This is a genomic window from Nonomuraea sp. WAC 01424 (genome assembly GCF_003947315.1).
Classification (GTDB): domain Bacteria; phylum Actinomycetota; class Actinomycetes; order Streptosporangiales; family Streptosporangiaceae; genus Nonomuraea; species Nonomuraea spiralis.
This window is the reverse complement of the sequence record NZ_QHHZ01000016.1, coordinates 82,266-108,654: the sequence shown is the minus strand read 5'-3', so window position 1 is coordinate 108,654 and position 26,389 is coordinate 82,266. Positions and strand designations below refer to the sequence as shown.

The following is a 26,389-nucleotide window of genomic DNA, read 5'->3' as shown; positions in this document are numbered from 1 at the left end:
ATCACTTCTTGACGATGGAGTAGACGGCCTGCGGCGAGGCCGCGAGCTTGCGCGCGGCCTCCTCGTCGAGCCCGAGGTCGACCTCGACCTCCGGTTGGTACGGCTCCACCAGCATCTCGGCCGGCAGCCCGAAGACCACCCGAGCCTCCGGCAGAGCCGATGAGGGAACCTCGAAGAAGAACCGCCCGCTGACCCAGATGTCGGGCTGCACCCACGTGTTGGCCAGCGTCAGCGGGCTCGCGATCCGGTCGGTGGCGTCGAACTTCTTGCCGTCCGCGGTCAGCAGCTGCGGCTGCCCCAGATGGTACGGCTTGAGGCTCGACCTGGCCGAGGCGTTGACCACGATGAACAGGTTGTCCGTCGTGACGGTCTCCTCGCCGTTCTGGATCGCCTTGGCGGCCAGGAAGGAGTCGAGCCGGACGGTGAACCGCCGGGCGTCCACGTTCTCCCCCTTGGCGCCCGTGTACGTCAGTCTGGCCGCGGCCTCGTTGGGGGTCATGTGCAACGTCTGAAGCCCGATCGCGGCGGCCGCGAGCAGCAGCCCGACGCAGGCGTTCAGCAGCTTGGAGCCGCCACCCCGCCCGCGCCCGCCGCGCTCGTCGCGGCCGTCGCCGCGGTCCGGGACGACGGAGGAGCGCGGTTCGGTGGCGGTCATGCCCCCTCACCCGCCTTCACCGGCAGCGTCACGCGGGCCTTGATCTCGGGGACGAACTTGTCCCCTTCCTCCTTGGAGACCATCTGCCAGCGCAGCCGCTGGTCCTCGAAGCCGGGCGCGTACTCGAAGGTGGCCACGTCGAGAGTGATCTTGTCCGGCGGGCGTTCGGTCGCGCCGAGCCGGTAGCGGACGAGGACCTGGCTGGTCACCCCGGGGTGCAACTGCCGGGTCTCGTCGCCCTTGTTCAGCGCGTAGACGAAGGGCCCGGACTCCTTGGGGAACTTGGGGCTGATCGAGACGAGCGAGTTGGCGAAGAACATGCCGAGCCAGGCCTTGTCCGGCTTGGCGGGGTCGGGGGGCAGGCCGACGGAGGAGGTTTCGTCCCCCTTGTTGGTGACCTCGAAGACCAGCTCCACGAAGCGCTTGTCCTCGTCGTACGGCGTCTTGGCCTTGTCCACCTTGACCCGCGACTCGACGAAGCGCGTGGAGTAACGGCCCTGGTCGAGCGTCGCGCCCGCGCCGAGCGCGTCCGGGCCCTTGTCGTCGCCCTCGTTCAGCCCGCCGAGCAAGGCGGTGATGCCGACGGCCGTGAGAGCGACAAGGCCCACGATGGGCACCGCCACCGGACGTCTGGGCTTCGTGCTGCTGCCGCCGGAGGGTTCCGTCATGGGTATGGATGGTAATAGGTCACGCTTGCCCCATCTGCCGCAATGCTCCCTTCTGGCGGGTCGAATTGCTGCGAACCCTGCCGCTCCGGGGGTGGAAACTCATACGCTGTCACGGAGCGGAAAGGGGCTGGCCCCCACAACTAACGACATATCGCGGCCGGAGGGTCACGTGGCGGACGTGCATCCCGAGCATGCCCAGCTCCAGGCGGACCGCATCTACCTGGGCTGGCAGTACATCCTGCTGCATCCCGACCCGGGACCACCGCCCAAACGCCCCTCGCCCGTCCAGGAGCCCGGCCCCGACCAGGCGTCGTCCGACCGCGCCGCGACCGAGGCGCTGCGCCGCGAACGGCTCCAGGAGGACATGCTCAACCGGCCCGTACGGGTGATCCGCGCCATCGCCGTGACCGTGTCCGTACTGATCCTCGTGGCCGCGTTCGCCGGCTACCTGGGGTGGTCCTTCGCGCTCCTCGGCCTGGTCGCGGCCGGAGGCGTGGCGGGCATCTGCAGCTACGCGCTGCTCCAGGGCGACCGGGCGGTCCGGTTCAGAGTGCTCGAACAACAGGCCAGGGACGACCGGCAACGCCAGGAACGTGACAAAGAACTGTTCCGCGCCCAGGAGGAGCACGCCCAGCGCTACCGCGAGTGGCAGGAGTCGAAGGACCGCCACGAGCGCCAGCTCAGCTGGTACGCCGTCGCCGTCCCCGACGAGATCGACCGCATCGACGTGGCCGGCGGCACGCTGCCCGGCTGGTCCGCGCTGATCACCCTGCTCGGCGCCACCCGGCTCTACAGCGGCGGCCACCTGACCGTGCTCGACCTGTCTGAGGGCGCGATCGCCAAGGACCTGATCGAGCTGGCCCGCAAGGGCGGCGACGACCCGCTGGTCTGGGTGTTGCCCGTCGACCTGCCGAAGCTCGACCTCGGGGCCACGCTCAAGCCGGAGGCGTTCGCCGACGTACTGGCCCACGTGGTGAGCGTGAGCGAGGAGCACCGCACCACGCGCGACCTCAGCTTCGACAACGCCATCCTGGAACGGGTGCTCGAAGTGCTCGGCGAGAACGCCACCATCAGCCAGGTCACCGCCGCCCTGCGAGCCCTGGCCCAGGTCGGCGACCCGCGCGACGACCTGCGTTTCGGCCTGATCACCGCGACCCAGCTCGAACGCATCGGCACGCTGTTCGGCCGCGGCGTGAGCGACCGGGTGGTGATCGAGCGCGCCTGGGCCCTGGAGTCGCAGCTGCGCAAGCTGGAGACGCTGGGCACCCAGGCCGTCCGCCTGCCGCCCGCCCGGCTGCGGGTGGTGAGCATGGACCGGCAGGCCGGCGTGTTCGGCAACCGGGTGCTCGGTACGTACGTGGCCACCGCGCTCACCCACATCCTGCGCCAGTCGCCCGCCTCCGACCGGCCCTGGTACCACACGATCATCGTGGCGGGCGCGGACAAGCTGCGCGGCGACGTACTGGACCGGCTCATGGACGCGTGCGAGACCTCCCGTACCGGCCTGGTGCTGACGTACCGGAGCCTGACCCCCACCGTGAAGGAGCGGCTGGGGCGCGGCCACGCGGCCGTGGCGTTCATGCGCCTCGGCAACGCCGAGGACGCCCGGGTCGCCAGCGAGCACGTCGGCACCGAGCACCGGCTGGAGCTGGCCCAGCTCACCGAGACGATCAGCGAGACCCTGCCGGGCCTCGACGGCGGCTACACCTCCACCATCTCCCAGGTGGACGACGCCCGGGAGGACCGCGCCGACGGCGTCGCCGACCTGGCCGAGGACATCACCGAGTCCACCGAGTGGGGCAGGACCGCCGACAAGATCTCCGAGACCGAACGGGTGCTCCAACGCTCGCGCGAGTTCCTGGTCGAGCCGCACCAGCTCCAGCAGCTCCCCACGACGTCCGTGATCGTCACCGACGCGACCGCCCAGGGCCGGCGCGTACGCCTGGCCGACGCCAACCCCGCCATCCTGACCTTCCCCAAGACCACGCTGGGCGAGCTGGACGAGGTGCGCGAGGCCGTGCTCTCGCTGGAGGGCGGCGAGGACGACGGAGAGCCGCCACCCAACCTCGGGCCACCACCGCCACGCCTGGACTGGCGCAAGGGCAGGCAATGACCTGGTCAAGGGCGTGGTGAGGAGCCTGCGATCGGCGAGATTTTACTGAGAACCGACTGTGGGGGATTTGAATAATGCAGCCGAGTGTCTCGCTGAGCGGGCCCTGGTATCGGATCCAGTCGATCGCCGCACCCTCGCGAAGCTCGTCGGCGGAATGGGATTTCGTCACCGTGCTGCCCGCCGTGTTGTCGGCGGCGCAACGCGACCGGCCGTTCGTCATCGGGTGGCTGTCCCGGGGTTCCGGGGCGCCGCTCGAACTGATCACCAACGCCGGCCCGCTCTCGCCGCCACGCCAGCCACGCCGGGCGACCGACGTGCCGGACCGCCCGACGGGGCCGCAGCCGCTGCTGTTCCCCGGGGGCGCGCGGGGGGTCGAGCTGGACGAGGAGTACCTGGCCGACCTGGCGGACCTGGTGTGGACGCCGTGCCCGGGCCGCCAGGCGCCGCCGCTGGGCGGGCGGGGACGTGAGTTCGCCGGGTCCGACCCCGACGAGCTGCGGCGGCCCACGCTGTTCGAGTCGACGCTGGTCACGCTCATGTCGCGGCCGTTCGCGTGGCTCGTCGTGGCCGAGCCGACCGACCTGCTCGACGCCGAGGTGGCGCACCTGCGCACCCAGCTCAACGTGCTGCGCCAGTACGGCGACGCCTCCGAACGTTCCCGGTTCGACGCCGAGCGGGCCGAGCGCCGCATGCAGGAGCTCGACGCCTTCCGCGAGGCCGGCCTGTGGAACGTGCGCGTGCTGGCCGGCGGGGCCACCGCCGAGGAACTGCGGCAGATCGCGCCCGTGCTCGTCGGGTCGGTCGAGATGAGCCACCACCCGTACCGGCTGCGCAGCGCGCACGGCGCGGTCTACGCGCTGTCGGAGGCCCTGGCCATCACCATGCAGGACCCGGCCGACGGCGCCGCCGCGCCCTTCGCGGCCACCGCGGGAGCGCTCGCCGCGCTGGCCGGGCTGCCCAGGCGCGAGGTGCCCGGCGTACGGGTGCTCGACTCCGGCTTCTTCGACGTCACCTCCGAGGCCGACGGCGGCGAGCTGGAGCTCGGCGAGATCCTCGACGACCAGGACAGGGGAGTGGGCACCTTCCGGGTCCCCCTGGCCACGCTCAACCGGCACGCGTTCGTCACCGGCGCGACCGGCTCGGGCAAGTCCCAGACCGTCCGCCACCTGCTGGAACAGCTCAGCGAGGCCCACATCCCCTGGCTGGCCATCGAACCGGCCAAGTCCGAGTACGCGGCCATGGCGGGCCGCGTCGCCGACCCGGTGACGGTGATCAACCCGTCGGCCCCCGAGGGCGTGCCGCTCAGCGTCAACCCGCTCGAACCCGAGCCCGGCTATCCCGTCCAGGCGCACATCGACATGATCAGGGCGCTGTTCATGGCCGCCTTCGACGCCGAGGAGCCGTTCCCGCAGATCATGTCCCTGTCCCTGCAACGGGTCTACGAGGCCACCGGCTGGGACGTCGTGACCGGCGGCGCCGTGCCCGGCTCGAACGTCCCGCCCAGCGTGCCGACGCTCGAACAGCTTCAGCAGCACGCCATGGACGTCATCAAGGAGATCGGCTACGGCCGCGAGGTCCAGGCCGACGTCGAGGGCTTCATCTCGCTCAGGCTGCGCTCGCTGCGCGTCGGCTCGGCCGGGCGTTTCTTCGAGGGCGGCCATCCGGCCGACATCGGCGGCCTGCTGGAGCGCAACGTCGTCCTCGCCATCGAGGACGTCGCCAACGACGAGGACAAGGCGTTCCTCATGGGCACGCTGATCATCCGGATCGTCGAGCACCTGCGCATGCGGGCCAGGAAGGAGAAGACCGCCGGGCTGCGGCACGTCATCGTGATCGAGGAGGCACACCGGCTGCTGCGCGACCGCGGCCACGGCCGGGCCTCCACCCACGCCGTCGAACTGCTGGCCGGCCTGCTCGCCGAGATCAGGGCGTACGGCGAGGGCATCGTGGTGGCCGAGCAGATCCCGACCAAGCTCGTCTCCGACGTCGTGAAGAACACCGCGCTGAAGGTCGTCCACCGGCTGCCCGCCGAGGACGACAGGAAGCTCGTCGGCGCGGCCATGAACCTCAGCGACGAGCAGTCCAGGCACGTCGTCTCGCTCCAGCCCGGCTCGGCCGCCGTGTTCGCCGACGGCATGGACCGGCCGCTGCGCGTGCGCGTCCCGCTGGGCGAGTCGCGGGAGAAGCCCCTGCCGGGGCCCCAGCCGCCCATCCGCGGGCGCCGGTCGGCCGCCTGCGGCGCGCAGTGCCGTACCGGGCAGGCGTGCACGCTGGTGGAGCTGCGGGAGGCCGACGTACTGGCCGACGCGCCCGACTGGGCGTGGTTGCGCATCTGGTGCGACACGGTCGTGCTGGCCTTCGTCAGCAACCGGCCGCTTCCCGGCGTGCCGCGCGCCCTGTCGGGAGCCTGGGCCGAGCTGCCCGCCCGCCGCCGCGAGTGCCTGCTCGCCACCCTGGTCGAACGCGCGGTGCAACGACGGGCCTGGTCGCTGCGGAGCTGGTTCGACCCGGCGCTGCTCACCGAGAAGGCCGCCGAGGTGGCCGCGCGGCTGCTGTCGGGCTCGGAGGCCGGCGGCGACCGTCCCGGCGCGTCGTGGGTGATCCCGCAGGTGCGCTGGCTGCACGAGGTCGACCGGCTCTTCCCGTACGGCCGCCCGGCCCCCAACCTGCGCAGCCCGGCCCCCGCCATGGAGTACGCCCTGTTCCGCCAGTCCAACGGCAACGGCGCGGCCGACCTGGTGCCCACCGAGCTGCTCGGCCACCGCGCCAAGGCCCTGCGCCACCACCCGCTGTCCATGGAGGTGGACCACAACCGGGCCCTGGCCTGGCGGGTGATCCTCGGCGACGACGAGAACGAGAGCGTGCAACGGGACATCACGAACGTGGCCATCGGCATCGAGGCGTCGGCCAGGATCAGGCACGTGGGCCAGACGATGGGCGCGGGATGGCTGGAGAGCGTGTTGTCGTGGCCGCGCAGGTTCGTGTTGCCGTTCGACCAAGGGGGCGCGCCGGAGATCGCCTTCGTCGACGCGCCCTCGGCCTGACACCCGCCCGGGGACAGACACGCCCTCGGCCTGACACAGGCCCGGGGTCAGCGGTCGCGGCGGCGTTCGAGGCGTTTGCGGCGGGCCACCTCGCGCTTGTGCTCGGCCAGCTCGCGCCGCCGCTCCCGCCGTCCCCGCGCGGCCTCCTGCTTGCGGCTCTCCAGCTCCAGCCGCATGGCCTCCTGGGCGGCGGTGCTGCGTACGGACACCTGGGCCGCGGCCCGTGCCGCCAGCTTGGCCGCCCGCTTGGGGGTGACCCGCTTCGGCCGCTCGGCGGCGGCCACGGCGGGCGCGGCGTGCGCCTGTTCGCGCAGGGCCACGCCGTGCCGCATCAGGAACTCGTGCAGCTCGGGATCGGTGGGTTCGGAGCCGAGGGTGAACCGGGTGGCCCGCAGCCGCCCGCCTTCGGCGACCTCCAGCACCCCGACCCAGAACGGGCCGTCCAGGTAGACCGACAACGTGACCATCTTCTCCGCCCTTCGCCAGACATGCCGAACAGCGGCCTGGGAAAGGCCGCCACCGGCACACCGGACATCCCTGAAGGGCGGATACGTGATGCTTCGCCCGGGCTACCAACCGGGCTGCGTTTTCGTGTGCGACTCCAGAGTACGGGCGAACCACGACTAGGATCCATGTGCATGACCCAGCTTCCTCTGCGGGCTCAGCTCGCCAGCGCCCTGGGACGCAGTGCCGCCACGCTCTCGCGGATGACCGGGCGCGGTGACGGCTCGGTGATCGGCGGCAGGGTCGGCCTGCTGCTTGAGCCCGACCTTCTGCGCAAGCTGGCCCGCGACCGCAAGCTGGCCCTGGTCAGCGCCACCAACGGCAAGACCACCACGACCAGGCTGATCACCTCCGCGCTGCTGGAGATGGGTGAGGTGGCCACCAACGCCTTCGGCGCCAACATGCCGGCCGGGCACGTCTCGGCGCTCTCCCAGCACAAGGGCGCCCCCTACGGCGTGCTGGAGGTCGACGAGAAGTACCTGCCGGAGGTGCTCGACACGACCGGCGCCGGCGTCGTCTGCCTGATGAACCTCAGCCGCGACCAGATGGACCGCGCGGCCGAGATCTGGCTGCTCGCCCAGAAGTGGCGCAGGGCGCTGTCCGGCAAGCCCACCCACGTCATCGCCAACTGCGACGACCCCCTGGTCACCTGGGGCGCCTCCACGGCCGCCAAGGTCACCTGGGTCGCCGGCGGGCAGCGCTGGAAGGAGGACTCCTGGTGCTGCCCCGAGTGCGGCGGCCCGCTCGACCGCAAGGAGGCCGACTGGTCCTGCCGCGAGTGCACCTTCCACCGCCCCGAGCCGCAGTGGGTGCTCCACGACGACGTGGCGATCGACCCGCGCGGGCAACACTGGGTGCTCGACATCCAGCTCCCCGGCCTGGCCAACCGTTCCAACGCGGTGATGGCGCTGGCCGTGGCCGAGGCGTTCGGGTTGCCGGTCGACCGGGCGCTGCCCCGGCTGCGCGAGGTCACCTCGGTGGCCGGGCGCTACACGACGGTCGAGCGCGACGGCCGCCACGCGCGGTTGTTGCTGTCCAAGAACCCGGCGGGCTGGCTGGAGGCGTTCGACGTCGCCGACCCGCACCTGCCGATCATCTTGTCGGTCAACGCGCAGGGCCCCGACGGCCGCGACACCTCGTGGTTGTGGGACGTCGACTACCGCATCCTGCGCGGCCGTCCGGTCTTCGTCACCGGTGAGCGACGGCTCGACCTGGCGCTCCGGCTCGACGTGGCCGACGTGCCGTTCACGTTGTGCGGCTCGTTCTCGGAGGCGCTGGCCATGCAGCCGCCCGGCCGGGTCGACGTGATCGCCAACTACACCGCCTTCCAGCAGATCCGATCGGAGTTCGGACGTGCCCTCTGACAGCGCACTCAGCATCGTCTGGATCTACCCCGACCTGCTGAGCACGTACGGCGACCAGGGCAACGTGCTCGTCCTGGAGCAGCGTGCGCAGCGCCGGGGCATCGAGGTCGAGACCGTCTACGTACGCTCGGCCGACCCCGTCCCCGAGACCGGCGACATCTACCTCATCGGCGGCGGCGAGGACCGTCCCCAGATCCTGGCCGCCCAGCGCCTGCGCAGAGACGGCGGCCTCCAGCGGGCCATCGCCCGGGGCGCGGCGATGCTGGCCGTGTGCGCCGGCTACCAGATCATGGGCAGCACGTTCGGCGGCGAGGAGGGCCAGCCGGTCGACGGCATCGGCCTGCTCGACCTCGCCAGCTCGCGCCTCCCCGCGCGCGCCGTGGGCGAGCTGGTGGCCGAGGTCGACGCCGCACTCAACCTGCCCACGCTGACCGGCTTCGAGAACCACATGGGCGTCACCCACCTGGGTCCGGGCGTCAGGCCGCTGTCGAGGACGGTCGCCGGGGTGGGCAACGGCGACGGCTTCGAGGGCTGCTACGCCGGTCACGTGGTGGGCACCTACCTGCACGGCCCGGCCCTGGCGCGCAACCCGGCCCTGGCCGACCTGCTGCTGTCGTGGCGGGTGGGCGAGCTGGCCCCCCTCGACGACTCGCGCTACGAGGCCCTGCGCCAGGAGCGGCTCAGCGCCGTCCTGTCCGGCTGATCGGGCGCCCCGCCGGCCCCGCGCCGGCGGGCTAGTAGACCAGGGCCTGGGCGCCCTCGCTGACCGCCTCCTCGACGAAGGCGGGCGCCCCGGCGATGCGCACGCCGTCGATCACGTCGTCGACCGTGATGTTCCGGCGGGCCGCACACTGCGTGCAGAGCGTCACCCGGCCGGCCGCCAGGACGGCGTCGAGCAGGTCGGCCAGCGGCGCCGCATGGGGGAGGGCGAACTCCTTGGCCCGGCCGGGCAGGGCGAACCAGGACGACTCGCCGGTCAGCCAGAGCGAGACCGGCACCCCGCTCGCCAGTGCGGCCGCCGCCACCGTGAAAGCCTGGTTGCATCGCTCAGGGGCGTCGGCCCCCGCCGTCACCTTGATCACCAATGATCGTGCCATGGCGTCACCCTAACCCCGCCCGAGGCGGCCCCACACGTACGGATCGGCCTGCGCGCTGCCGAACGGCGACCAGGCGAGCCGGGTCTGGCCGGTCCTGTCCTTCGTGTCGGAGTCGTAGACGAGGATGTTCGCCCGCAGCGCGGTGGGCCGGGCGGGCAGCAGCGCGAGCGGGACGCGCACCTCGACGGCGTACCCGCCGGGGCGGGAGGCCGACGCGACCCGTACGCCGGGGGCGGGTCCTTGGCGGGCGTCGGCGTCGCGGGCGGCGCACGGCCCGCCGCGCGCGGTGTAGGGCAGGACGCCCAGCTTGAACGTGGTGGAGGTGTCGTCGGAGTCGCCGCGCGGGTCGAGGGCGATCTCCACCGCGTCGGTACGCCAGTGGCGTTCGCACTTCTCCAGCGCGGCGCCCCGGGCGTCGTCGGTGACCTCGACCAGGACGTACAGGTCGTCGCCGTGGCGGGTGAGCCGGGCGGTGGCGGCGCAGTCGGCGGCGGCGCAGCGTTCGCCCTCCCAGTGTGTGAGGCGCAGGGCGGGGGCGGCGTACTCGCCGGGGGAGGCGGCGCCGTCGAGCACGGGGGCACGCCGGGCGACCGGGAGCGTGGCGGCGGGCGGCGGCGGATAGTCCGGCTGCGCCCGGTCGGCCAGCCAGGGCAGGCCGACCGCGTGTGCCCAGTCGCGGAACTCGGCGTACAGCGGACGCAGGCCCGCCTGTTCGGCGACGGGGGCGGTCACCGGCCGGCCGCCGTCGAAGACGACCGAGAACCAGTCGCAGCCGAACGGCCCGGCGACCTTCGCGGGCCGCGCGGCGAAGCCCTGCGTCCGGTACACGCGCTCGGCGTCACGCTCCCGCTGGGCCCACGTGGTGCGGTGGACCGGCGACCAGGCGCCCTCCCAGACGCCGAGCTGCGGCAGCCCGGTGGCCGGGTCGCGCAGCCCGGCCGTCACGCAGCCGGGGCCCACGGGACCGCGCAGCCCCCAGTTCTGGGTCAGCAGCCGGGAGGCCCGCCAGGGCGATCCCGCGCCCGGGAACGCGGCGGGATCGGCGGCCAGCCGGAACGCCTCGACGGCCAGCCGGGCGGCGAGCTGCGGGCCGCCGTGATTGCCGAAGGGCCGCGGGTCCATCGTCACCACGGTCGAGGGCCTGGTGGATCTGATCACCTCGACCAGCCGCCGCAGGGTGCCGGGCCCCCACGCGCGGGCGGTCAGGGGCGCCGACAGCGTGTACCAGAAGTCCGGTCTGTCGAGGTAGAAGACCTGGTCGATGCCCGCGTGGGCGACCGCCTTCCGCTCCTCGGCCTCCCTGATCCGGCCGAGCGCCGCGCCCTTCTCCGGCCCGGCGGCGTTCCCGCCGCCCTCGCCGCGGGTGACCGTCACGACGCCCGTGGTCAGTCCGTCCCGCTCGCGCCACTGCCCGAACGTGGACAGCGACTGGTACTCGTCGTCCGGATGGGCGCCGACGAACAGCACGTCCACGTGCGGCGGCGGCACGGCCCAGGCATCCAGCATCACAGCTCCCCCCGACAGGGCGTTCCCCCGATCGAGAAGGTTAGCCACCGGCACTAGGCTTGGTGAGCATGGAAGAACCTGAGGTGCATCCCGCTCTGGAGCAGATCGCGTTCCTGCTCGGCCGCTGGGAGGGCGCCGGCGTGGGCGGCTACCCGACGATCGAGAGCTTCAACTTCGGGCAGGAGATCGAGTTCGGCCACAACGGCAAGCCGTTCCTGACGTATGTCAGCCGCACCTGGCTGCTCGACGAGGAGGGCAACCGGGTCAGGCCGCTGGCCACCGAGTCCGGCTACTGGCGTCCGCAGCCCGACCGGCAGGTCGAGGTGGTGCTCGCGCATCCGACCGGCATCGTCGAGATCTACATCGGCGAGGTCGTCTTCCACAAGATCGAGCTGCGTACCGACGTCGTGGCCCGTACCACGACGGCCAAGGACTACACGGCGGGTTACCGCCTCTACGGCCTGGTCAACGGCAACCTCATGTGGGCCTACGAGATGGCGGCCATGGGCCACCCGCTGACCGACCACATGTCGGCCGAGCTGAAGAAGGTGTCCTGAGCATGTCCACGCCCTTCACCCCCGACGCCGTCGAGGCGATCAAGCGCCACATGAACGACGACCACACCGGCGACGCCCTGGTCATCGTGCGCGGGCTCGGCGGGCGGCCGCAGGCCACCTCGGCGGTGACCAGCGACGTCGACGCCGAGGCGATGGAGTTCACGATCGACGGTGGCGAGCGGGTGCGCGTGCCGTGGGGTGAGACGCTGACCGAGCGCGCGCAGGTGCGCAAGGCCGTCGTGCGCCTCTACCGGGCGGCCTGCGCCGAGCTGGGCATCGAGCCCCACGGCGAACACTGATCGGAGAAACAAAGAGGGCCCCGGGCGACACTCCGCCTGCTGAGCAGGCGGGCCGGATGGACCATGGTCGGGATGCCTCATCCCGCCCTCCGGCTGCCACGGGGCCCCGGTGGTTGCCTCGGATTCGCTTGCGCCACGAGACAACAGTCCGCAGTGCTAGCGGACAACCACCTCGCTAGCCCGACTATGACTATCCATTATTCGGACCACCTCCTTTCCGCGTACTCATGAAGCTATGCGGTCGCGAGCGGCGGGGGCAAGTAATTATCGGACGGCCTCGAACAACCGGGCGGGCGCTTTACACTCGGGGACATGACCGAGACGCAGTGGCACGAGGAACTCCGCGCCAAGGGCTACCGGGTCACCCCGCAGCGGCAGCTCGTGCTCGAAGCCGTCAAGGACCTTGAGCACGCGACGCCCGAGGAGATCTGCCACAAGGTGCGCGAGACGGCGCGCGGGGTCAACATCTCGACCGTCTACCGCACCCTTGAGCTGCTCGAAGAGCTCGGCATGGTCACCCACACCCATCTCGGCCACGGCGCGCCGACCTACCACCTGGCCGCCGAGGCCGACCACGTCCACCTGGTGTGCCGGGGTTGCGACGAGGTGTTCGAGGTGCGGCCCGAGCTGGCCGAAGGGCTGGTGAGGGGGCTCGACGAGGAGCTGGGGTTCGCGGCCGACGTCCACCACCTCACGGTCTTCGGCCGCTGCCGCGACTGTCGTTGATCAACCGGCGACACCGGCGTCGGACGCCGTCGCGCGGGCGGATAGCCTGGAGTCATGCGTAGCCCTCTGCTCGATCTCCCCGGCGCCGTCGCGGCCGACGGGCCGGACGCCGACGTAGCGGCGCACTACGGCGACCTGTTCGCCGAGCAGGTCGCGCTGGCCAAGGGTGAGGCGGTCGTCGACCGCAGCAACCGCGAGGTGATCCGCATCTCGGGGGCCGACCGGCTGAAATGGCTCAACGACCTGACCTCGCAGAAGCTCGACGCGCTGCCGCCCGGCCAGTGGACGCAGACGCTCGACCTCGACCTTCAGGGCCGCGTCGTCCACCACCTGACGCTGGTCGACGACGGTGAGAGCGTGCTGGCGCACGTCGAGCCCGGCACGGCGCAGAGCCTGATCGACTATCTCGACCGCATGCGGTTCATGTTGCGCGTGGAGGTGTCGCGGGCCGACGACCTCGCGGTGCTCTCGACGGCGGCCGAGGACTTCCTGGTGCCGCGCGCGGAGCTGGCCGACCATCTGGGCCGGCCGCTGGCGGGGTTGTGGGCGTACGAGGCGTTGCGGATCGAGGCCCACCGGCCGCGGTTCGGCTTCGAGACCGACCACAAGACGATCCCCCACGAGGTTGACTGGATCGGCTCGGCCGTCCATCTGAGCAAGGGCTGCTACCGCGGTCAGGAGACGGTCGCCCGCGTCCACAACCTGGGCCACCCGCCGCGGCGCCTGGTGTTCCTCCACCTCGACGGCAGCGTCGACACGCTGCCGGTCCACGGCGCGCCGGTGATCTTCGAGAGCCAGGAGGTCGGCGTCGTCGGCTCGGCCGCCCGCCACCACGAGCTGGGCCCGATCGCGCTGGCCGTGGTCAAGCGCACGGTCCCGGTCGACGCGCCGCTGCTGGCCGGTGGCGTGGCCGCCGCGCAGGAGGTCATCGTCCCGCCGGACGCCGGCCGCAACGTCTCCATCGATCCCTCGCTGCGCCGCCGGATCCGCTGACCCCCGCTAGGCGTCGATGTCGAGGACGAGCGTGATCGGCCCGTCGTTGACCAGCGAGACCTTCATGTCGGCGCCGAAGCGGCCGGTCTCGACGTGGGCGCCGAGCGTCCTCAGCTCCTCGATCACGGCCTCGACCAGCGGCTCGGCGACCGGGCCCGGGGCCGCGGCCTGCCAGGTGGGGCGCCTGCCCTTGCGCGCGTCGCCGTAGAGGGTGAACTGGCTGATCACCAGGAGCGGGGCGGAGACGTCGGAGCAGGACTTCTCGCCGTGCAGGATGCGCAGCCCCCACAACTTGGCGGCGAGTTTGGCGGCCTCGGCGCGCGTGTCCGTGTGCGTGACGCCCACCAGGACGAGCAGCCCCGGCTCGTCGACCGCGCCCACCGTCTGCCCCTCGACCTCGACGGAGGCCGAGCTCACTCGTTGTACGACTGCTCGCATGGCATCCCATTCTGGCCCAGAAAGAACTGTTCGTAGACTCAGGCCCAAAGGGGGCGCGTAATGTCGCTGATTGTCGAGGTTGTCCGGTCGGGGTTCGTGGAGTCCACGCATCAGGCCCGCATGCTGACCGTGGACGCCCGGGGCGTTCCCGTGGAGACGCGGGGCGCGGTGCATGTCCCGTCCTCGCCGCGCTCGTCGATGAAGCCTCTGCAGGCGCTCGGCATGTTGCGCAACGGGCTGCCGCTGGAGGGGGAGTTGCTGGCGCTGGCCTGCGCCTCCCACTCGGGCGAGGCGTTCCACGTGGACGGCGTACGGATGATCCTGGACGGAGCGGGCCTCGATGAGTCCGCCCTGTTGTGTCCGGAGGACCACCCGTTCGACCGTACCTCGACCGAGTTCGGCCGGGTCTACATGAACTGCTCCGGCAAGCACGCCGCCATGCTGGCCACCTGCGTGCTCAACGACTGGCCGCTCGCGACCTACCTGGAGCCCGCGCACCCGCTGCAACGCGCGATCCGCCAGACGGTCGAGGACCTGACCGGCGAACGGGTGGCGGCCTCCGGCGTGGACGGCTGCGGCGCGCCGCTGTTCTTCGTCTCGATGCTCGGGGTGACCAAGGCGTTCCGGGCGTTCCCGCTGGCCGCCGAGGACTCGTACGAGCGGCGGATCTTCGACGCCATGCGGACGTATCCCGAATGGACGTCCGGCACCGACCGCGCCGAGGCCAAGCTCATGCGGGCGATCCCCGGGCTGATGCTGAAGGCGGGCGCGGAGGCCTTCGAGGCGTTCGCGTTCGAGGACGGGCGCGCCGGCACGGTCAAGATCGAGGACGGCTCGCAGCGCGCCCGCGTGCCCGTCCGCGTGGCCGCGCTGCGCTCGCTCGGCCTGGACGCCCCAGAGCTGGCCGAGCTGGCCAGGCCGCCGCTGCTGGGCGGCGGCCGGCCGGTGGGCGAGCTGCGGATCCGCTAGAGGGTGCGGAACTGGCGGCTGGCGGAGATGGCCCCCGAGGTCGTCGTGGTGAACGTACGCATCGACCCGGCGAACTTGGACAGATCCCACTCCGCCGGCCCGTGGTACCAGTAGAGGTTGTCGGACTGGTGGCCGTTGCCCGTCACCGAGGCCACCACCCGTGACCAGTGCTCGACCCCGTCGAAGATCACCGCGTACGGCAGGTAGCGCGAGAACAGCTCCACCCGGTGCTGCTCGGGCACCTCGCCGAGGTCACCGGAGAACAGGTAGTCGCGGAAGCCCATCGTGTGGGCCAGCGCGGCCGAGCCCTTGGCGGTCTTGGCCGGCATGTACTGGCCGCCGACGGCCAGCGCGCCGCCCGCGATGACCAGGGCCAGCCCCAGCAGCCCGTACGTGGTGAACCAGGCCAGCGCGACCGTGGCCAGCAGGCCCAGGCCGATCAGCACGACGCCGATCGTCGTCCAGCGGGTGCGCTCGGTGTCGGGCCGGCGGGCGAACCAGCCCTGGGTGACCACGTCGGCGTAGAGCGCGTCGCGCACCTTGCCGAGGTGGCCGGCGAACGAGCCGGACAGCTGCGAGAGCAACACCGTGTCGCGGCCGTCGAAGACGGCGTCGTAGAGGGCGCGCTCGTACCTCAGCAGCGCATTGACCGGCGCGTTCGGCAGCCTGACCAGCATCCAGTCGGGGGCGTCGTAGGTCTGGCGGGGCTGCTCGTCGATCCGCAGGTAGCCGCGGACGGCCAGGTCGACGATGGTGGCGGTCACGTCGATCACGTCGGCCTGCTCGTCCACCAGCGTGCCGATCTGGCCGGGACGCACACCGTCCGGCGGAGTGAAGTGCCCGTTCTGTACGGGATCGACCCCGCCCTTCTCGTGACCGGCGACACGGGCGTCCCTGCCGCGCGTCCAGTAGAGCAGGCCGAGGACGGCGAGCAGCAGCACCAGCAGGCCGGTCAGGGCGCCGCCGGTGACCAGGTCGAGGGCGAACGCCGAGGCCAGCGAGAACCGCCTCTCCAGGATGGGCGCGCCGGAGCTGGAGCCCTTGGGGTAGCCGACCACCACCGTGAGCGCCTGGCCCGGCGCGATGTTCTCCTGCTCGAAGTCGGCCCGCGTGCCGACGTGGTCCATGGTGGCCGCGGTGCAGCCGATGGCCGAGGTCAGGTCACCGGCGAAGCACGACAGGTTCTGCACCTGGCCGGGCCCGTGGACCTGGACGGTCGCCTTGGCGATGGGGACGTTCCAGCCGCTGACGGCGAACCAGCGCAGCTCCTCGACCCCGCCCGAGGTCGCCACCGCGCCCTTGACGTCGTACTCGATGGTCTGATTCGTCGCGGTCAGGACGTCGCCGTCGAGCTTGCCACCCTTGATGTTGGTGATCCGGTAGACGCGGTCGTTGTCGTCGTCGAAGCGGGTCTTGGTGAGGAGGGTGCGCTTGAGGACGTCCGGCGTTCTGGTGAGCTTCTCGACCACGTGGAGGGTGCCGTCCTTGGCGAGCGTCATCGTCACCTCGTCCGTGATCCCGGCGTCGGCCACGGCGGCGGTGGCCAGCAACGTCAGGGCGGTGGCCCCGAGGGCTGCCAACGTGAGTCTGATACCCGTCATGGCGGGACATCGTAGCGGCTGCGGGTGTCAATCCAGGGAGATGCCGTCGGCCGCCCGGCTCACGCTCTCGGGCGAGGCGGCCATGCCGGGGTTCTCCAGTGCGAGGGCCTGGTTCAGGGCGACGAACGGGCGCATCCGCCGCTCGTACCGGTCGAAGGCCCCCTCGGGCGCCCTGCCCAGCTCCTCGGCCAGCACGTACGCCCCCACCAGGGCCAGGCTGGTGCCCTGCCCCGACAGCGGCGAGGCGCAGTAGCCGGCGTCGCCGACCAGCGCGACCCGGCCCCGTGACCAGCGGTCCATCTCGACCTGGGCCATGGCGTCGAAGTAGAAGTCGTCGGCCTTCCACATGGCCTCCAGCAGCTTGGGCGCCTCCCAGCGCAGCCCCGAGCAGTGCTCCTGGACCAGGCGCTTCTGCTGCTCGACGTCGCGGTGGTCGTAGTCGAGCGGGCCCGCGGCGAAGCCCATGTTCACCTTCATCACCGCCGGCTCCCGGTCGCTGAACAGGCCGAACCCGGCCTCGCCCTCCCGGTGCCAGAGCTGCCAGTGGTCCAGGCCGAGGAAGTTGTCGGCGGTGTAGATGGAGACGTACATGCCGAGGTGCTTGAGGAACTGCTCCTCGGGGCCGAAGGTGAGCTTCCTGACGTTGGAGTGCAGGCCGTCGGCGCCGATCACGTAGTCGTAGCGGTCCCGGCCGCCGCCGTCGAAGGTCACGTCCACGCCGGTGTCGTCCTGGGCGAGGGTGGCGATGGAGTCGCCGTACAGGTGGGGGGTATCGGCGGCGGCGGTGAGGATCGCGGTCAGGTCGTCGCGGGCGATCTCGACGTCCGGGCTGTCGAGCCGGCCGCCGCTGATCGTCTCCTCGGTGCTGCGCATGATCTCGTTGCCGTCGCCGTCGACCATGGACATGCCGCGCATGGTCGTCCTCAACGCCCTGACCTGCTCCAGGACGCCCATCCGGGCCGCCACGACGAGGGCGGCGCCCCGGAGGTCGACGGCCTGGCCGCCCTTGCGCGGACGCGGCGCGCGTTCGACCAGCGTGACCTCGAAGCCGTGCCGGCGCAGCCAGTAGGCGAGGACCGGGCCGCCGACGCTCGCGCCGGAGATGAGGATCTTCACGATGTGCCCCTGTTTCTTGTTGACGTTGTACGCGGAACTGAATGTACGGCGTACATACAGCTGGTGGCAATGATTCCTTGCTAGGATCTGTACTAGTACAGAGGGAGGTTGTGATGACGGCTCCGCCTTACGCGCGCATCGTCGAGGACATCAAGCGGCGGGTCGCCGACGGCCGGCTCAGGCCCGGCGACCGGGTGCCCTCCACCAGGCAGCTCGCCCGCGACTGGGAGGTCGCGCTCGCCACGGCCGCCAAGGCGCTGACGGTCCTGGCCCAGGAGGGCGTGGTGGTCGCCGAGCCGCGCGTCGGCACGATCGTGGCCGAGAGCCGCGGCGGCAGGGCGCGGCGGGCCCCCGTGCCGTCCGGCGACGACCTGACCCGCGACCGCATCGTGGCCGCGGCCGTCGAGATCGCCGACGCCGACGGGCTCGCGGAGCTGACCATGCGCGGGGTCGCGGGCCGGCTCGGCGTGGCCACCATGTCCCTCTACCGGCACGTCGGCGGCAAGGACGACCTGGTCATGCTGATGATCGACCAGGTGATCCGGGAGTTCCCGCTGCCCGACCCGCCGCCCGAGGGGTGGCGGGCCAGGCTGGAGGTCGCCGCCCGGGTGCAGTGGGCGGGTTACCGCACCCACCCGTGGATGGCCAGGGTCACCTCACTGACCAGGCCGCTGCCCTCGCTCAGCCTGATCGCCCACACCGAATGGGTGATGAGCACGCTGGCCGGCACGCCCCTCGATCCCATGGCGAAGATGCACGTGCACACCCTGCTGTTCAGCTTCGTCCAGGGGCTGGCCGCCAACATCGAGATGGAGCAGCGGGCCCAGGCCGCGACGGGGCTGACCGCCGACGAGTGGATGACCACCCGGGAGGGGGAGCTCCAGGAGCTCGCCGGATCGGGACGGCTGCCCGCCTTCAGCGCCGTCATCGAGGAAATGGGCGGCGAGTTCGACCTCGACCTCGACCAGCTCTTCGCGTTCGGCCTGGACGCGCTGCTCGACGGGCTCGCCCGGCTGGTCGAGGGGCGCTAGTCGGAGATCGCGATGCGCAGGCGGCGAAAGCCGCGGCCCTTGCTCTCGATCTTGGCGACCCTGATGCGGCCGATCTGCTTGGTCGAGGCCACGTGGGTGCCGCCGTCGGCCTGGGTGTCGAGGCCCACGATGTCGACGACGCGCACGTCCTGGACGGTCTCGGGCACCAGGTTGGTGGCCGTGCGGATGATGTCGGGGATCTCGAACGCCTCCTCGCGCGGCAGCACGCGCACGTCGATGCGCCGGTCGGCGATGATCTCGGCGTTGCAGGCGTCCTCGACGGCCTCCTTGAAGCCGGGCGGCACCTCGGGCAGGTCGAAGTCCATGCGGGCGCTCAGCTCGTCCATGTTGCCGCCGGTGACCAGGCAGCCGTAGTCCCGGAACACCACGCCGCACAACACGTGGAGCCCTGAGTGCGTACGCATGAGCGCCGAACGCCGGGCGTCGGCCACGGCCGCCGCCACCACCGTGCCCACGGGCGGGATCGGGTCGCCTTCGGCCGGGATCAGGTGGAGATCGTCGCCTTTGCGTACGCCGACGATGCGGGTCTCCACACCCTGCCAGACCAGAACTCCGTGATCGGCCGGCTGGCCGCCCCCGCCTGGATAGAATGCCGACCTGCTCAGCACGATCCCCTCAGGCGTCGCGTCCAGCACGACGGCTTCGAAGTCTCGCAGGCTCTGGTCGGACAGTTCGAGCCGCTGCGTGCGCCCGTGGAGGTCGGCGGTCATATCGGCAGCCTAGTGCCCCGGGGTGATAATGCGTGGACTGATGCTTCGAGGAAGAATCACACCGTTTGTCGCAATAATGGGGATTTTTGCTGGAGTATCGGCATGTAGTAGCGCGGTGGCTGTCACACCGCCGCAGCGCGCGCCTCAGACCGTTCCTCCCGCCCGTACGGCGGCGCCCGTGATGATGTTCGTGGGTGACAGTTTCACCGTCGGCTCCGGCCCCGTGCCGCCCTGGCGGACGTACGCCTCGGAGTCGGCCCGCCTGCTGGGCTGGCAGCCGGTGATCGCCGGGGCCGGCGGTACGGGCTACCTGAACAAGGGCAAGGTGGGCCGTACGTTCCGCAGGTCGTTCGAGGAGGAGCTGGCCTGGCGGCCGCCCCCCGACGTGCTGGTGATCTCTGGGGGCCACAACGACCAGCGCTGGAGCACCACGCAGGTGGGCCGGGCCGCCGCCGAACTGCTGGCCGAGATACGCCACCGCTGGCCGGTCACCCGGGTCTTCGTGATCGGGCCGATCTGGCTGGAGGACACCCCGTCGAAGGCCTACCGGGTGCGCGACGCCCTGGCGGAGGCGGCGGAGGCCGCGGGCGTGCCGTTCCTCGACCCGATGCGCAAACGCTGGGTCACCGACCGGCCGTCGGAGACGGTGTTGCCCGACGGCGTGCATCCCACGCTCGCCGGGCACGAACGCATCGCCGCCTGGCTCGCGGCCGAACTGCTCTGATCTACCAGGGCCCGTAGGGGCCGCTGTTGCCCCGGCCCATGCCCTTGACGGCGGGCTTCACGTCGACGATGTAGACGGTGGCCGCGATCGCCGCCAGCACGGAGAACAGCCCGAGCCCGATGCCCAGGAACGCCTGGCCGCCGATGGCCATGAAGGCGTTGAAGTAGCTGAAGGCGCCGGCGCCGGAGAACAGCGTGGCCAGGATCAGGATGATCAGCCAGATGTTCTTCTGCAGCTTGCCCGCCGACACGAAGGCATTGGTCGGCACCCGCAGTGCGTGGACCAGCGCGTAGACCGACATGCCGAAGATGACGGCGGCGAGCGCCAGGAAGAGGAAGTTGAAAACGCCGTTGATCATATTCATGTTGGTGGCTCCGCCCAACGCCGCGATGAAATCCGGCCCCAGCCTAATAGGCGCCCCCGACAAGCGGGCACCCCAAAGGAGAAAGGGCCCGCCTCCGAGGAGGCGGGCCCTTTCTCTCGGTCAGGCCTTGGCCTTGGGGGTACGGGGGGTCTTCTTGACCGGCTCGGCGACGGGCGGCTCGGCGGCCTCCGACACCTCCTCCAGCTCAAGGGCGGCCTCGCCGGACGTCTTGCTGACGACCTTGCGGCCGCGGCTGGCGAAGTCCTCGTAGACCTCGGTGGCCTTGTTGCCGAGCTGGTCGGCGTACTCGCGGGCCTTCTCGGGGAAGTCGCGGACGAAGTCCTCGGCCTTGTCGGCGTACGCGCGGGTCTTCTCCGGCAGGTCCCTGGCGAGCTCGGTGCGGCGGGACTGGAGCTGCCGGAGCTGGCCGGGCAGCTCGCGCAGCTTCTCCACGGCGTAGTCGCCGGCGCCCGCGAACGCGTAGAACGGCTTGGAGTCGGTGAGCTTCTTGACCTCGGTGGCGAGCGTCATGGGTTAACCTTCCTTGGTTTCCTGGGTGACGGTCCCGTTGCCGGAGGAGGCCGCGTAAGGCTCAAGCGCGGCGAGATACTCCTCGGGCAGCAGGGGCTCGTCGTCCGCGGTGGAGCCGTGCCGAGGGTGGGCGTTCTGGGAGGTCTGCTCGCCCTCGGTGCGGTTCTCCTTGCGGAACGATTCGTAGATGTCGATCAGCACCTGACGCTGCCGCTCGGTGAGCAGCGTGTCGGCGTTGATCGCGGTGGTCACGTCGCTGGGCGGCTCCCGGTCCTCGATGAGGCCGGCCTGCACGTAGAGCGCCTGCGAGGAGATGCGCAGACCCTTGGCGATCTGGTTGAGGATCTCCGCGCTCGGCTTGCGCAGCCCGCGCTCGATCTGGCTGAGGTAGGGGTTCGAGACCCCTGCCGCCTGCGCGAGCTGGCGCAGCGAGATCTTCGCCTGCTGCCGTTGCTCGCGGATGTATTCGCCGATCGAGCCGACCTTGGGTAGTGCCATGCCCATAGTCTGCCGCCCGGTGCTTGCAATTGCAAACGGAACGGCTAACTCCAGCAAGCAGTCAGAGCTGGTAAACCCACAGGAGTGGTGTGGTGGTGAGCAAGCTCACAGAGAGGGCGACGTAGCCGTACCGGACAAATGCTGACAATTCCGGCCCTGGCTTGATCAGGCGGTCCACCCTGGCCATGACGTTGTGCGCGTGCACGCCGAGCATGCCCTGGGGGGTCGGCATGGCGCCCGCCGTACCGAACCTGAGCAGCGCCGTCGCCAGCCTGCGCGGCGAGCAGTAGCGGCGCGCGCGGTCGTCGGCGGCCATCTCGATCAGCAGCTCCACCTGCGCCTGCGCGTCGGCCACGACCTTCGACCAGGGCAGCGCCCGGCGCAGCGCGGCGAACGGCAGCAGCACCAGGTCGTGCCGCTCGCGCACGTGGGCGGCCTCGTGCGCCAGCACGGCCGCCATCTCGTCCTGCGACAACAACTCCAGCGCGCCCGCGCTGACCACGACCTGCGAACGCAACCCCGGCACGCAGTACGCCGCCGCGCTGGGATGGTCGAGCACCCGCACCCCCGGCACGCCGGGATCGTCGCGGGAGATGAGCGCGAGCAGCACACGATGCCGCCGGCGCGCCCGCAACGCCTGCACGCCGGCCGTGAGCAGCACCACGACCAGCACGGCCAGCGAGGTGAGACCGGCGATCATGGCCAGGACGTGCAGCGGGTCCCACGCCTCAAGGGGCGCCTCCCCGCGCGCGAACGCGATCAGCCCGGGAAGCACGCCCACCTCGTAGGGCAGGACCGCGTAGGCCAGCATGGCGCCCGTGGTGGCCAGGCCCCAGGCGACGCCCAGCGACTGCCAGACGATGATGGCCAGCCGCGGGGCGCGGGAGGTCCACCGGGCCGTCGTGAAACGCCAGGAGCCGAGCGCGCACGCCGTGGCGAGCGCGGCAAGCGCCGCTGCCGTGATCACTCTTCCTCCAGCTCCGTGAGAGCTCTCCGCAGGATCTCCGCCTCCGGGCCCGACACGGCCTGGGCGAAGCGGGTCAGGGCGGCCGATCGGTCGCCCGTCAGGTCCAACGCCTCAAGCATAAGCTCGGCGATGTACGCGTCACGGCTTTCGGCCGGTTCGTAACGCCATGCGCGGCCGTCCCGGGTGCGCTCGAGGAAGCCCTTGCGCGTGAGGCGGTCGAGTACGGTCATCACCGTCGTGGGGGCGAGGTCGCGATCGGCAATGAGCCGGCCGACCTCGCGGGCGGTCAACGCGCTGTGCTCCGCCCAGAGGATGTCCATGATGCTGCGCTCAAGCTCGCCAAGACCCTTCACGCCCTTCAGGGTAGCTCTACAAAGCGTCGAGCTGGCATCCGGGAGCGGCGAGTGGCGGCGCGAAACCCCGGCTGGCAGGCTCGGTGAGATGAAAGTCACGCTTGTCCAGGGCGACCTCACCGAACAGCAGGCCGACGCGATCGTGAACGCGGCCAACTCCTCCCTGCTCGGCGGCGGCGGCGTGGACGGGGCCATCCACCGCCGCGGCGGCCCGGAGATCCTGGAGGCGTGCCGGAAGCTGCGCGCCGGCCACTACGGCGGCGGCCTGCCGACCGGCCGGGCCGTCGCCACGACCGCCGGGCTGCTGCCGGCCCGCTGGGTGATCCACACGGTGGGGCCGGTCTACTCCGGCTCGCAGGACCGCTCCGAGCTGCTGGCCTCCTGCCACCACGAGTCGCTGCGGGTGGCGGACTCCCTGGGGGCGCGGACGGTGGCCTTCCCGGCGATCTCCACAGGTGTGTACGGCTGGCCGCTCGACGACGCCGCGCGCATCGCCGTGGCCGCCGTACGCGCGGCCGAGACGTCGGTGGAGGAGGTCAGGTTCGTATTGCTCGACGCCGCCGCCTACGACGCCTTCCTCGCGCGGCTCTCCGCCTAGCGCGGGTCCACCGCCGACCAGGGCAGGGTCAGCTCGCCGAGCCGCCACCTGGCCGGGCCGCCGACGGGCGGGTGCGCGGCCACCGGCCAGCGCGCGGCCAGCAGCCGTACGGACGCCAGCCAGCGCTGCCGCAGCCCGTGCACCCCAAAGGGGGCGCTGACCGCCCACGCATGGTCGAAGTCGCGCAGGAACGTATGGATGCGCTCACCCGGCACGTTCCGGTGGATGAGGGTCTTCGGCAACCGGTCGGCCAGGTCGGAAGGCCGCTCGAAGTCGCCGAAACGGGCGGAGAACGTGAGCGTGCGCGGGCCGCCGGGGGACAGGCCCACCCAGACCGCCCGCCGTCCGGTCTCGGAGGAGGTGCCCTCGACCAGCACGCCGCCCGGGGCCAGCTTGCCGCACAACACGTCCCAGTAGTGCCAGGCCTCCTCCTCGCCGTACTGGCGCAGCACGTTGAAGGCGCGGACCAGCGTCGGCGGGCGCAGGACGGGCAGCTCGAAGCCGCCGAGCACGAAGCTCAGCCCCTCCCGCTCGTACGGCTTGGCCAGCGCCACCCTGGCCGGGTCGATCTCGATGCCCACGACCTCGACGCCGGGCGCGATCGCGCGCAGCCGTTCGAACAGCTCCAGCGTGGTCGTGTGCGAGGCGCCGTAGCCGAGGTCGACGACGAGGGGACGGACGGCGGCGCGCAACGCCGGGCCGTGCATGGCGGCCGTCCAGCGGTCGACCCGGCGCAGCCGGTTGTGCCAGGTCGTGCCGCGCGTGATCGCGCCGACCGGTTTGGCCATCCGGCTCAGCCTCCGCTGACGCGGTGCACCTTGTGCTGGGCGGCCTGGGCGCGCGGCCTGATCACCAGGCGGTCGATGTTCACGTGGGACGGGCGCGTCACGCTCCAGGCGATCGCGTCGGCCACGTCCTCGGAGGTCAGCGGGTCGGGCACGCCTTCGTACACGCGGGCGGCGGCCGACTCGTCCCCGCGGAAGCGGGTGACCGCGAAGCCCTCGCTGCGGACCATGCCCGGCGCGATCTCGACGATCCGGACCGGCTGCCCGACCAGCTCCAGGCGGAGCGTCTCGGCCATCGAGGACTGGGCGTGCTTGGCCGCGCAGTAGCCGGCGCCGCCCTCGTACGAGACGAAGGCCGCGGTCGAGGTCAGCATGACCAGGACGCCGTCGCCGGACTCCACGAGTTTGGGGATCAGCGCCTGGGACATGCGTAGGGAGCCGAGCACGTTGGTGTCGTACATCTGCTGCCAGTCGTCCAGAAGGCCGTCCGCGACCGATTCCACGCCGAGCGCGCCACCGGCGTTGTTGACCAGCACGTCACAACGGTCGAGCGTGCTCACCAGCGCGTCAACCGACTCCTGAGAGGTCACGTCGAGCGTCACCGGCCTGATCGAGGGCACCTGCTCGGCCAGCTCGTCCAGCCGGTCGCGGCGCCGGGCGCCCGCCACCACCGCGTAACCTTCGGCGGCGAGCCGCCGCGCGGTCGCCTCACCGATCCCGCCGCTCGCCCCGGTCACCACTGCCGTTCTCTGCATGGCCCTCATCCTGCCAGGGCCCCGCACTGTGACCTGCGACCGGGAATGTCGAAAAAATCTGGATCGTTGTACTCCGCTTGGAGGTGGTGTCGAGTGAGGCGACGACGGGTCAGCCGGGTCGCGACCATCAGCATGCACACATCGCCACTGGACCAGCCCGGTACGGGCGACGCCGGTGGCATGAACGTGTACATCGTCGAGTCCGCCAGGAGACTGGCCCAACTCGGCGTGGAGGTGGAGATCTTCACCAGGGCCACCGCCCGCGACCAGCCGCCCGTGGCCGAACTCGCCCCCGGCGTCCTGGTGCGTCACCTGACGGCCGGGCCGTACGAGGAGATGGACCGCGCCGACCTGCCGGGGCAGTTGTGCGCCTTCCTGTCCGAGGTGCTGCGCACCGAGGCCATGTACGACGCCGGCCGCTACGACGTCATCCACTCCCACTACTGGCTGTCCGGGCAGGTCGGCTGGCTGGCCAAGGAACGCTGGGGCGTGCCGCTCGTGCACACCATGCACACCATGGCCAAGGTCAAGAACCTGCTGCTGGCCCAGGACGACAAGCCGGAGCCCCAGGCCCGCGTGGTGGGCGAGGAGCAGGTCGTGGAGATCGCCGACCGCCTGGTGGCCAACACCGCCGACGAGGCCCGCGAGCTCATCGACCTGTACGGCGCCGCCGAGCAGCGCGTCGAGGTCGTGAACCCCGGCGTCAACCTCACCGTCTTCCAACCCGCCTCACAAGGCGCCGCCCGGCAGCGGCTGGGCCTGCCGCAGGACGCGCACGTCCTGCTGTTCGTGGGCCGCATCCAGCCGCTCAAGGCCCCCGACGTGCTGCTGCGCGCCGCCTCCCGCATGCTGATCGACGATCCGTCGCTGCGCGGCCGGCTGGTCGTGGCCTGCGTCGGCGGTCCGTCGGGCAACGGGCTCGCCCGGCCGTCCATCCTCACGGAACTGGCCGCCGAACTGGGCATCTCCGACGTCGTCCGGCTCGTGCCGCCGGCTCCGCAGGAGGAACTGGCCGACTGGTACCGGGCGGCGGACGTGACCGTCGTGCCCTCGTACAGCGAGTCGTTCGGTCTCGTCGCCCTGGAGTCACAGGCGTGCGGCACGCCCGTCGCCGCCGCGGCGGTCGGCGGGCTGCGCACCGCCGTCCGCGACGGTGTCTCCGGCGTGCTGGTGGACGGCCACGATCCCGCCGACTGGGCCGGCGTCCTGCGCCGCTTCGTCACCGCTCCCGGCTGGCGCGACGGGTTGTCGCGGGGCGCCCGCGCCCACGCGGCCGCCTTCGGCTGGCAGGCCACCGCCGGGCATCTCATGGAGGTGTACGCAGGCGCGGTCGCGAACCTGCACAAGGTGCCCGTCGCGCTCAACTTCTGACCGGTACGTCACGCACTCCTAAGCTGGGTCC

At 71.5% G+C, this 26,389-nt stretch carries 29 protein-coding genes; 13 read left to right on the top strand and 16 right to left on the bottom strand.

Features of this window, described 5'->3' with window-relative positions:
• Nucleotide 1: 1 nt before the first annotated feature.
• Both DMB42_RS37585 and DMB42_RS37580 read right to left on the bottom strand, forming a co-directional pair.
• Nucleotides 2-655 (bottom strand): hypothetical protein, encoded by a 654-nt coding sequence (locus tag DMB42_RS37585; protein WP_125643206.1) that lies wholly within the window; start codon nucleotides 653-655, stop codon nucleotides 2-4.
• On the bottom strand, nucleotides 652-1,323 hold the full coding sequence (locus tag DMB42_RS37580; RefSeq protein ID WP_125643203.1) for a hypothetical protein: 672 nt from the start codon (nucleotides 1,321-1,323) through the stop codon (nucleotides 652-654). The genes DMB42_RS37585 and DMB42_RS37580 overlap by 4 nt, the downstream gene beginning before the upstream one ends.
• Nucleotides 1,324-1,492: 169 nt before the next feature.
• On the opposite strand from DMB42_RS37580, the gene DMB42_RS37575 reads away from it, so the two are divergent.
• Together DMB42_RS37575 and DMB42_RS56130 are read left to right on the top strand one after the other, a co-directional pair.
• A complete protein-coding gene (locus tag DMB42_RS37575; protein WP_125643200.1) occupies nucleotides 1,493-3,436 on the top strand; it encodes a DUF2892 domain-containing protein in 1,944 nt (647 codons plus the stop codon).
• Nucleotides 3,437-3,510: 74 nt separating this feature from the next.
• Complete coding sequence (locus DMB42_RS56130; protein WP_125643197.1) at nucleotides 3,511-6,480, top strand: ATP-binding protein; 2,970 nt, start codon at nucleotides 3,511-3,513, stop codon at nucleotides 6,478-6,480.
• A 47-nt stretch (nucleotides 6,481-6,527) separates the two neighbouring features.
• On the opposite strand, the gene DMB42_RS37565 is transcribed toward DMB42_RS56130, so the two are convergent.
• Complete coding sequence (locus tag DMB42_RS37565; protein WP_125643193.1) at nucleotides 6,528-6,947, bottom strand: DUF2992 family protein; 420 nt, start codon at nucleotides 6,945-6,947, stop codon at nucleotides 6,528-6,530.
• Nucleotides 6,948-7,118: 171 nt separating this feature from the next.
• Between DMB42_RS37565 and DMB42_RS37560 the strand changes: the two genes are divergently transcribed.
• A complete protein-coding gene (locus tag DMB42_RS37560; protein WP_125643190.1) occupies nucleotides 7,119-8,348 on the top strand; it encodes a Mur ligase family protein in 1,230 nt (409 codons plus the stop codon).
• Nucleotides 8,338-9,051, top strand: a complete 714-nt coding sequence (locus DMB42_RS37555; protein ID WP_125643187.1) for a type 1 glutamine amidotransferase — start codon at nucleotides 8,338-8,340, stop codon at nucleotides 9,049-9,051. The genes DMB42_RS37560 and DMB42_RS37555 overlap by 11 nt, the downstream gene beginning before the upstream one ends.
• A 31-nt stretch (nucleotides 9,052-9,082) precedes the next feature.
• On the opposite strand, the gene DMB42_RS37550 is transcribed toward DMB42_RS37555, so the two are convergent.
• Nucleotides 9,083-9,445 (bottom strand): DsrE family protein, encoded by a 363-nt coding sequence (locus DMB42_RS37550; RefSeq protein WP_125643184.1) that lies wholly within the window; start codon nucleotides 9,443-9,445, stop codon nucleotides 9,083-9,085.
• 9 nt (nucleotides 9,446-9,454) lie between these two features.
• Nucleotides 9,455-10,951 carry a sugar-binding protein gene (locus DMB42_RS37545; RefSeq protein ID WP_125643181.1) on the bottom strand — a complete coding sequence of 499 codons (1,497 nt, stop codon included), beginning with the start codon at nucleotides 10,949-10,951 and terminating at the stop codon, nucleotides 9,455-9,457.
• A 68-nt stretch (nucleotides 10,952-11,019) separates the two neighbouring features.
• On the opposite strand from DMB42_RS37545, the gene DMB42_RS37540 reads away from it, so the two are divergent.
• The 4 genes from DMB42_RS37540 to DMB42_RS37525 all read left to right on the top strand — a co-directional run bounded on the left by DMB42_RS37540 (nucleotide 11,020) and on the right by DMB42_RS37525 (nucleotide 13,526).
• Nucleotides 11,020-11,508: an FABP family protein gene (locus DMB42_RS37540; protein ID WP_125643178.1), complete on the top strand. Its 489-nt coding sequence runs from the start codon at nucleotides 11,020-11,022 to the stop codon at nucleotides 11,506-11,508.
• Between the two features lie 2 nt (nucleotides 11,509-11,510).
• Complete coding sequence (locus tag DMB42_RS37535; protein ID WP_125643175.1) at nucleotides 11,511-11,807, top strand: DUF2470 domain-containing protein; 297 nt, start codon at nucleotides 11,511-11,513, stop codon at nucleotides 11,805-11,807.
• A gap of 312 nt (nucleotides 11,808-12,119) precedes the next feature.
• A complete protein-coding gene (locus tag DMB42_RS37530; protein ID WP_125643172.1) occupies nucleotides 12,120-12,533 on the top strand; it encodes a Fur family transcriptional regulator in 414 nt (137 codons plus the stop codon).
• 54 nt (nucleotides 12,534-12,587) lie between these two features.
• Nucleotides 12,588-13,526 carry a folate-binding protein YgfZ gene (locus DMB42_RS37525; protein WP_125643169.1) on the top strand — a complete coding sequence of 313 codons (939 nt, stop codon included), beginning with the start codon at nucleotides 12,588-12,590 and terminating at the stop codon, nucleotides 13,524-13,526.
• A 6-nt stretch (nucleotides 13,527-13,532) separates the two neighbouring features.
• Here DMB42_RS37525 and dtd read toward each other — a convergent pair whose 3' ends face one another.
• On the bottom strand, nucleotides 13,533-13,964 hold the full coding sequence (gene dtd, locus DMB42_RS37520) for a D-aminoacyl-tRNA deacylase (protein WP_125643166.1): 432 nt from the start codon (nucleotides 13,962-13,964) through the stop codon (nucleotides 13,533-13,535).
• 60 nt (nucleotides 13,965-14,024) lie between these two features.
• On the opposite strand from dtd, the gene DMB42_RS37515 reads away from it, so the two are divergent.
• Complete coding sequence (locus DMB42_RS37515; RefSeq protein ID WP_125643163.1) at nucleotides 14,025-14,933, top strand: asparaginase; 909 nt, start codon at nucleotides 14,025-14,027, stop codon at nucleotides 14,931-14,933.
• On the opposite strand, the gene DMB42_RS37510 is transcribed toward DMB42_RS37515, so the two are convergent.
• Together DMB42_RS37510 and DMB42_RS37505 are read right to left on the bottom strand one after the other, a co-directional pair.
• Complete coding sequence (locus DMB42_RS37510; protein ID WP_125643160.1) at nucleotides 14,930-16,534, bottom strand: DUF2207 domain-containing protein; 1,605 nt, start codon at nucleotides 16,532-16,534, stop codon at nucleotides 14,930-14,932. The two genes, DMB42_RS37515 and DMB42_RS37510, sit on opposite strands and share 4 nt — an antisense overlap.
• A gap of 27 nt (nucleotides 16,535-16,561) precedes the next feature.
• A complete protein-coding gene (locus tag DMB42_RS37505) occupies nucleotides 16,562-17,650 on the bottom strand; it encodes an FAD-dependent monooxygenase (protein ID WP_221762525.1) in 1,089 nt (362 codons plus the stop codon).
• Between the two features lie 113 nt (nucleotides 17,651-17,763).
• Here DMB42_RS37505 and DMB42_RS37500 point away from each other — a divergent pair, with 113 nt between their 5' ends.
• Nucleotides 17,764-18,681: a TetR/AcrR family transcriptional regulator C-terminal domain-containing protein gene (locus DMB42_RS37500; protein ID WP_125643155.1), complete on the top strand. Its 918-nt coding sequence runs from the start codon at nucleotides 17,764-17,766 to the stop codon at nucleotides 18,679-18,681.
• On the opposite strand, the gene DMB42_RS37495 is transcribed toward DMB42_RS37500, so the two are convergent.
• Nucleotides 18,678-19,412 carry an alanyl-tRNA editing protein gene (locus tag DMB42_RS37495; protein ID WP_125643152.1) on the bottom strand — a complete coding sequence of 245 codons (735 nt, stop codon included), beginning with the start codon at nucleotides 19,410-19,412 and terminating at the stop codon, nucleotides 18,678-18,680. The genes DMB42_RS37500 and DMB42_RS37495 overlap by 4 nt on opposite strands.
• 115 nt (nucleotides 19,413-19,527) lie before the next feature.
• Between DMB42_RS37495 and DMB42_RS37490 the strand changes: the two genes are divergently transcribed.
• Nucleotides 19,528-20,136 carry an SGNH/GDSL hydrolase family protein gene (locus DMB42_RS37490; RefSeq protein ID WP_185845063.1) on the top strand — a complete coding sequence of 203 codons (609 nt, stop codon included), beginning with the start codon at nucleotides 19,528-19,530 and terminating at the stop codon, nucleotides 20,134-20,136.
• Nucleotide 20,137: 1 nt separating this feature from the next.
• Here DMB42_RS37490 and DMB42_RS37485 read toward each other — a convergent pair whose 3' ends face one another.
• The 5 genes from DMB42_RS37485 to DMB42_RS37465 form a co-directional block, all read right to left on the bottom strand.
• Nucleotides 20,138-20,494 (bottom strand): DUF2516 family protein, encoded by a 357-nt coding sequence (locus DMB42_RS37485; protein ID WP_229825043.1) that lies wholly within the window; start codon nucleotides 20,492-20,494, stop codon nucleotides 20,138-20,140.
• A gap of 126 nt (nucleotides 20,495-20,620) precedes the next feature.
• A complete protein-coding gene (locus DMB42_RS37480; RefSeq protein WP_125643144.1) occupies nucleotides 20,621-21,031 on the bottom strand; it encodes a hypothetical protein in 411 nt (136 codons plus the stop codon).
• Nucleotides 21,032-21,034: 3 nt separating this feature from the next.
• The gene (locus DMB42_RS37475; RefSeq protein WP_125643141.1) at nucleotides 21,035-21,529 is read right to left on the bottom strand and encodes a helix-turn-helix domain-containing protein; all 495 of its coding nucleotides are present in this window, start codon (nucleotides 21,527-21,529) and stop codon (nucleotides 21,035-21,037) included.
• A gap of 61 nt (nucleotides 21,530-21,590) precedes the next feature.
• Nucleotides 21,591-22,496 (bottom strand): M56 family metallopeptidase, encoded by a 906-nt coding sequence (locus DMB42_RS37470; RefSeq protein WP_125643138.1) that lies wholly within the window; start codon nucleotides 22,494-22,496, stop codon nucleotides 21,591-21,593.
• Entirely contained in the window at nucleotides 22,493-22,849 is a 357-nt protein-coding gene (locus tag DMB42_RS37465; protein ID WP_125643135.1) for a BlaI/MecI/CopY family transcriptional regulator, read from the bottom strand. The genes DMB42_RS37470 and DMB42_RS37465 overlap by 4 nt, the downstream gene beginning before the upstream one ends.
• 88 nt (nucleotides 22,850-22,937) lie before the next feature.
• Here DMB42_RS37465 and DMB42_RS37460 point away from each other — a divergent pair, with 88 nt between their 5' ends.
• A complete protein-coding gene (locus tag DMB42_RS37460) occupies nucleotides 22,938-23,447 on the top strand; it encodes an O-acetyl-ADP-ribose deacetylase (RefSeq protein WP_125643132.1) in 510 nt (169 codons plus the stop codon).
• Here DMB42_RS37460 and DMB42_RS37455 read toward each other — a convergent pair.
• Both DMB42_RS37455 and DMB42_RS37450 read right to left on the bottom strand, forming a co-directional pair.
• On the bottom strand, nucleotides 23,444-24,235 hold the full coding sequence (locus DMB42_RS37455; protein ID WP_125643130.1) for a class I SAM-dependent methyltransferase: 792 nt from the start codon (nucleotides 24,233-24,235) through the stop codon (nucleotides 23,444-23,446). The two genes, DMB42_RS37460 and DMB42_RS37455, sit on opposite strands and share 4 nt — an antisense overlap.
• A 5-nt stretch (nucleotides 24,236-24,240) precedes the next feature.
• Nucleotides 24,241-24,987, bottom strand: a complete 747-nt coding sequence (locus DMB42_RS37450; RefSeq protein ID WP_125643127.1) for an SDR family NAD(P)-dependent oxidoreductase — start codon at nucleotides 24,985-24,987, stop codon at nucleotides 24,241-24,243.
• Between the two features lie 45 nt (nucleotides 24,988-25,032).
• Between DMB42_RS37450 and mshA the strand changes: the two genes are divergently transcribed.
• Nucleotides 25,033-26,358 carry a D-inositol-3-phosphate glycosyltransferase gene (gene mshA / locus DMB42_RS37445; RefSeq protein ID WP_125643124.1) on the top strand — a complete coding sequence of 442 codons (1,326 nt, stop codon included), beginning with the start codon at nucleotides 25,033-25,035 and terminating at the stop codon, nucleotides 26,356-26,358.
• The last annotated feature ends 31 nt before the right edge of the window (nucleotides 26,359-26,389 follow it).

Coding starts and splice junctions, on each gene's coding strand:
- DMB42_RS37525 (WP_125643169.1), top strand. CDS start 12,588: ATGCGTAGCCCTCTGCTCGATCTCCCCGGCGCCGTCGCGGCCGACGGG.
- DMB42_RS37455 (WP_125643130.1), bottom strand. CDS start 24,235: ATGGCCAAACCGGTCGGCGCGATCACGCGCGGCACGACCTGGCACAAC.
- mshA (WP_125643124.1), top strand. CDS start 25,033: ATGTCGAAAAAATCTGGATCGTTGTACTCCGCTTGGAGGTGGTGTCGA.
- DMB42_RS37540 (WP_125643178.1), top strand. CDS start 11,020: ATGGAAGAACCTGAGGTGCATCCCGCTCTGGAGCAGATCGCGTTCCTG.
- DMB42_RS37545 (WP_125643181.1), bottom strand. CDS start 10,951: ATGCTGGATGCCTGGGCCGTGCCGCCGCCGCACGTGGACGTGCTGTTC.
- DMB42_RS37565 (WP_125643193.1), bottom strand. CDS start 6,947: ATGGTCACGTTGTCGGTCTACCTGGACGGCCCGTTCTGGGTCGGGGTG.
- DMB42_RS37495 (WP_125643152.1), bottom strand. CDS start 19,412: ATGACCGCCGACCTCCACGGGCGCACGCAGCGGCTCGAACTGTCCGAC.
- DMB42_RS37475 (WP_125643141.1), bottom strand. CDS start 21,529: ATGGCACTACCCAAGGTCGGCTCGATCGGCGAATACATCCGCGAGCAA.
- DMB42_RS37535 (WP_125643175.1), top strand. CDS start 11,511: ATGTCCACGCCCTTCACCCCCGACGCCGTCGAGGCGATCAAGCGCCAC.
- DMB42_RS56130 (WP_125643197.1), top strand. CDS start 3,511: ATGCAGCCGAGTGTCTCGCTGAGCGGGCCCTGGTATCGGATCCAGTCG.
- DMB42_RS37550 (WP_125643184.1), bottom strand. CDS start 9,445: ATGGCACGATCATTGGTGATCAAGGTGACGGCGGGGGCCGACGCCCCT.
- DMB42_RS37450 (WP_125643127.1), bottom strand. CDS start 24,987: ATGCAGAGAACGGCAGTGGTGACCGGGGCGAGCGGCGGGATCGGTGAG.
- DMB42_RS37480 (WP_125643144.1), bottom strand. CDS start 21,031: ATGACGCTCGCCACCGAGGTCAAGAAGCTCACCGACTCCAAGCCGTTC.
- DMB42_RS37460 (WP_125643132.1), top strand. CDS start 22,938: ATGAAAGTCACGCTTGTCCAGGGCGACCTCACCGAACAGCAGGCCGAC.
- DMB42_RS37585 (WP_125643206.1), bottom strand. CDS start 655: ATGACCGCCACCGAACCGCGCTCCTCCGTCGTCCCGGACCGCGGCGAC.
- DMB42_RS37530 (WP_125643172.1), top strand. CDS start 12,120: ATGACCGAGACGCAGTGGCACGAGGAACTCCGCGCCAAGGGCTACCGG.
- DMB42_RS37500 (WP_125643155.1), top strand. CDS start 17,764: ATGACGGCTCCGCCTTACGCGCGCATCGTCGAGGACATCAAGCGGCGG.
- DMB42_RS37560 (WP_125643190.1), top strand. CDS start 7,119: ATGACCCAGCTTCCTCTGCGGGCTCAGCTCGCCAGCGCCCTGGGACGC.
- DMB42_RS37580 (WP_125643203.1), bottom strand. CDS start 1,323: ATGACGGAACCCTCCGGCGGCAGCAGCACGAAGCCCAGACGTCCGGTG.
- DMB42_RS37510 (WP_125643160.1), bottom strand. CDS start 16,534: ATGACGGGTATCAGACTCACGTTGGCAGCCCTCGGGGCCACCGCCCTG.
- dtd (WP_125643166.1), bottom strand. CDS start 13,964: ATGCGAGCAGTCGTACAACGAGTGAGCTCGGCCTCCGTCGAGGTCGAG.
- DMB42_RS37515 (WP_125643163.1), top strand. CDS start 14,025: ATGTCGCTGATTGTCGAGGTTGTCCGGTCGGGGTTCGTGGAGTCCACG.
- DMB42_RS37485 (WP_229825043.1), bottom strand. CDS start 20,494: ATGATCAACGGCGTTTTCAACTTCCTCTTCCTGGCGCTCGCCGCCGTC.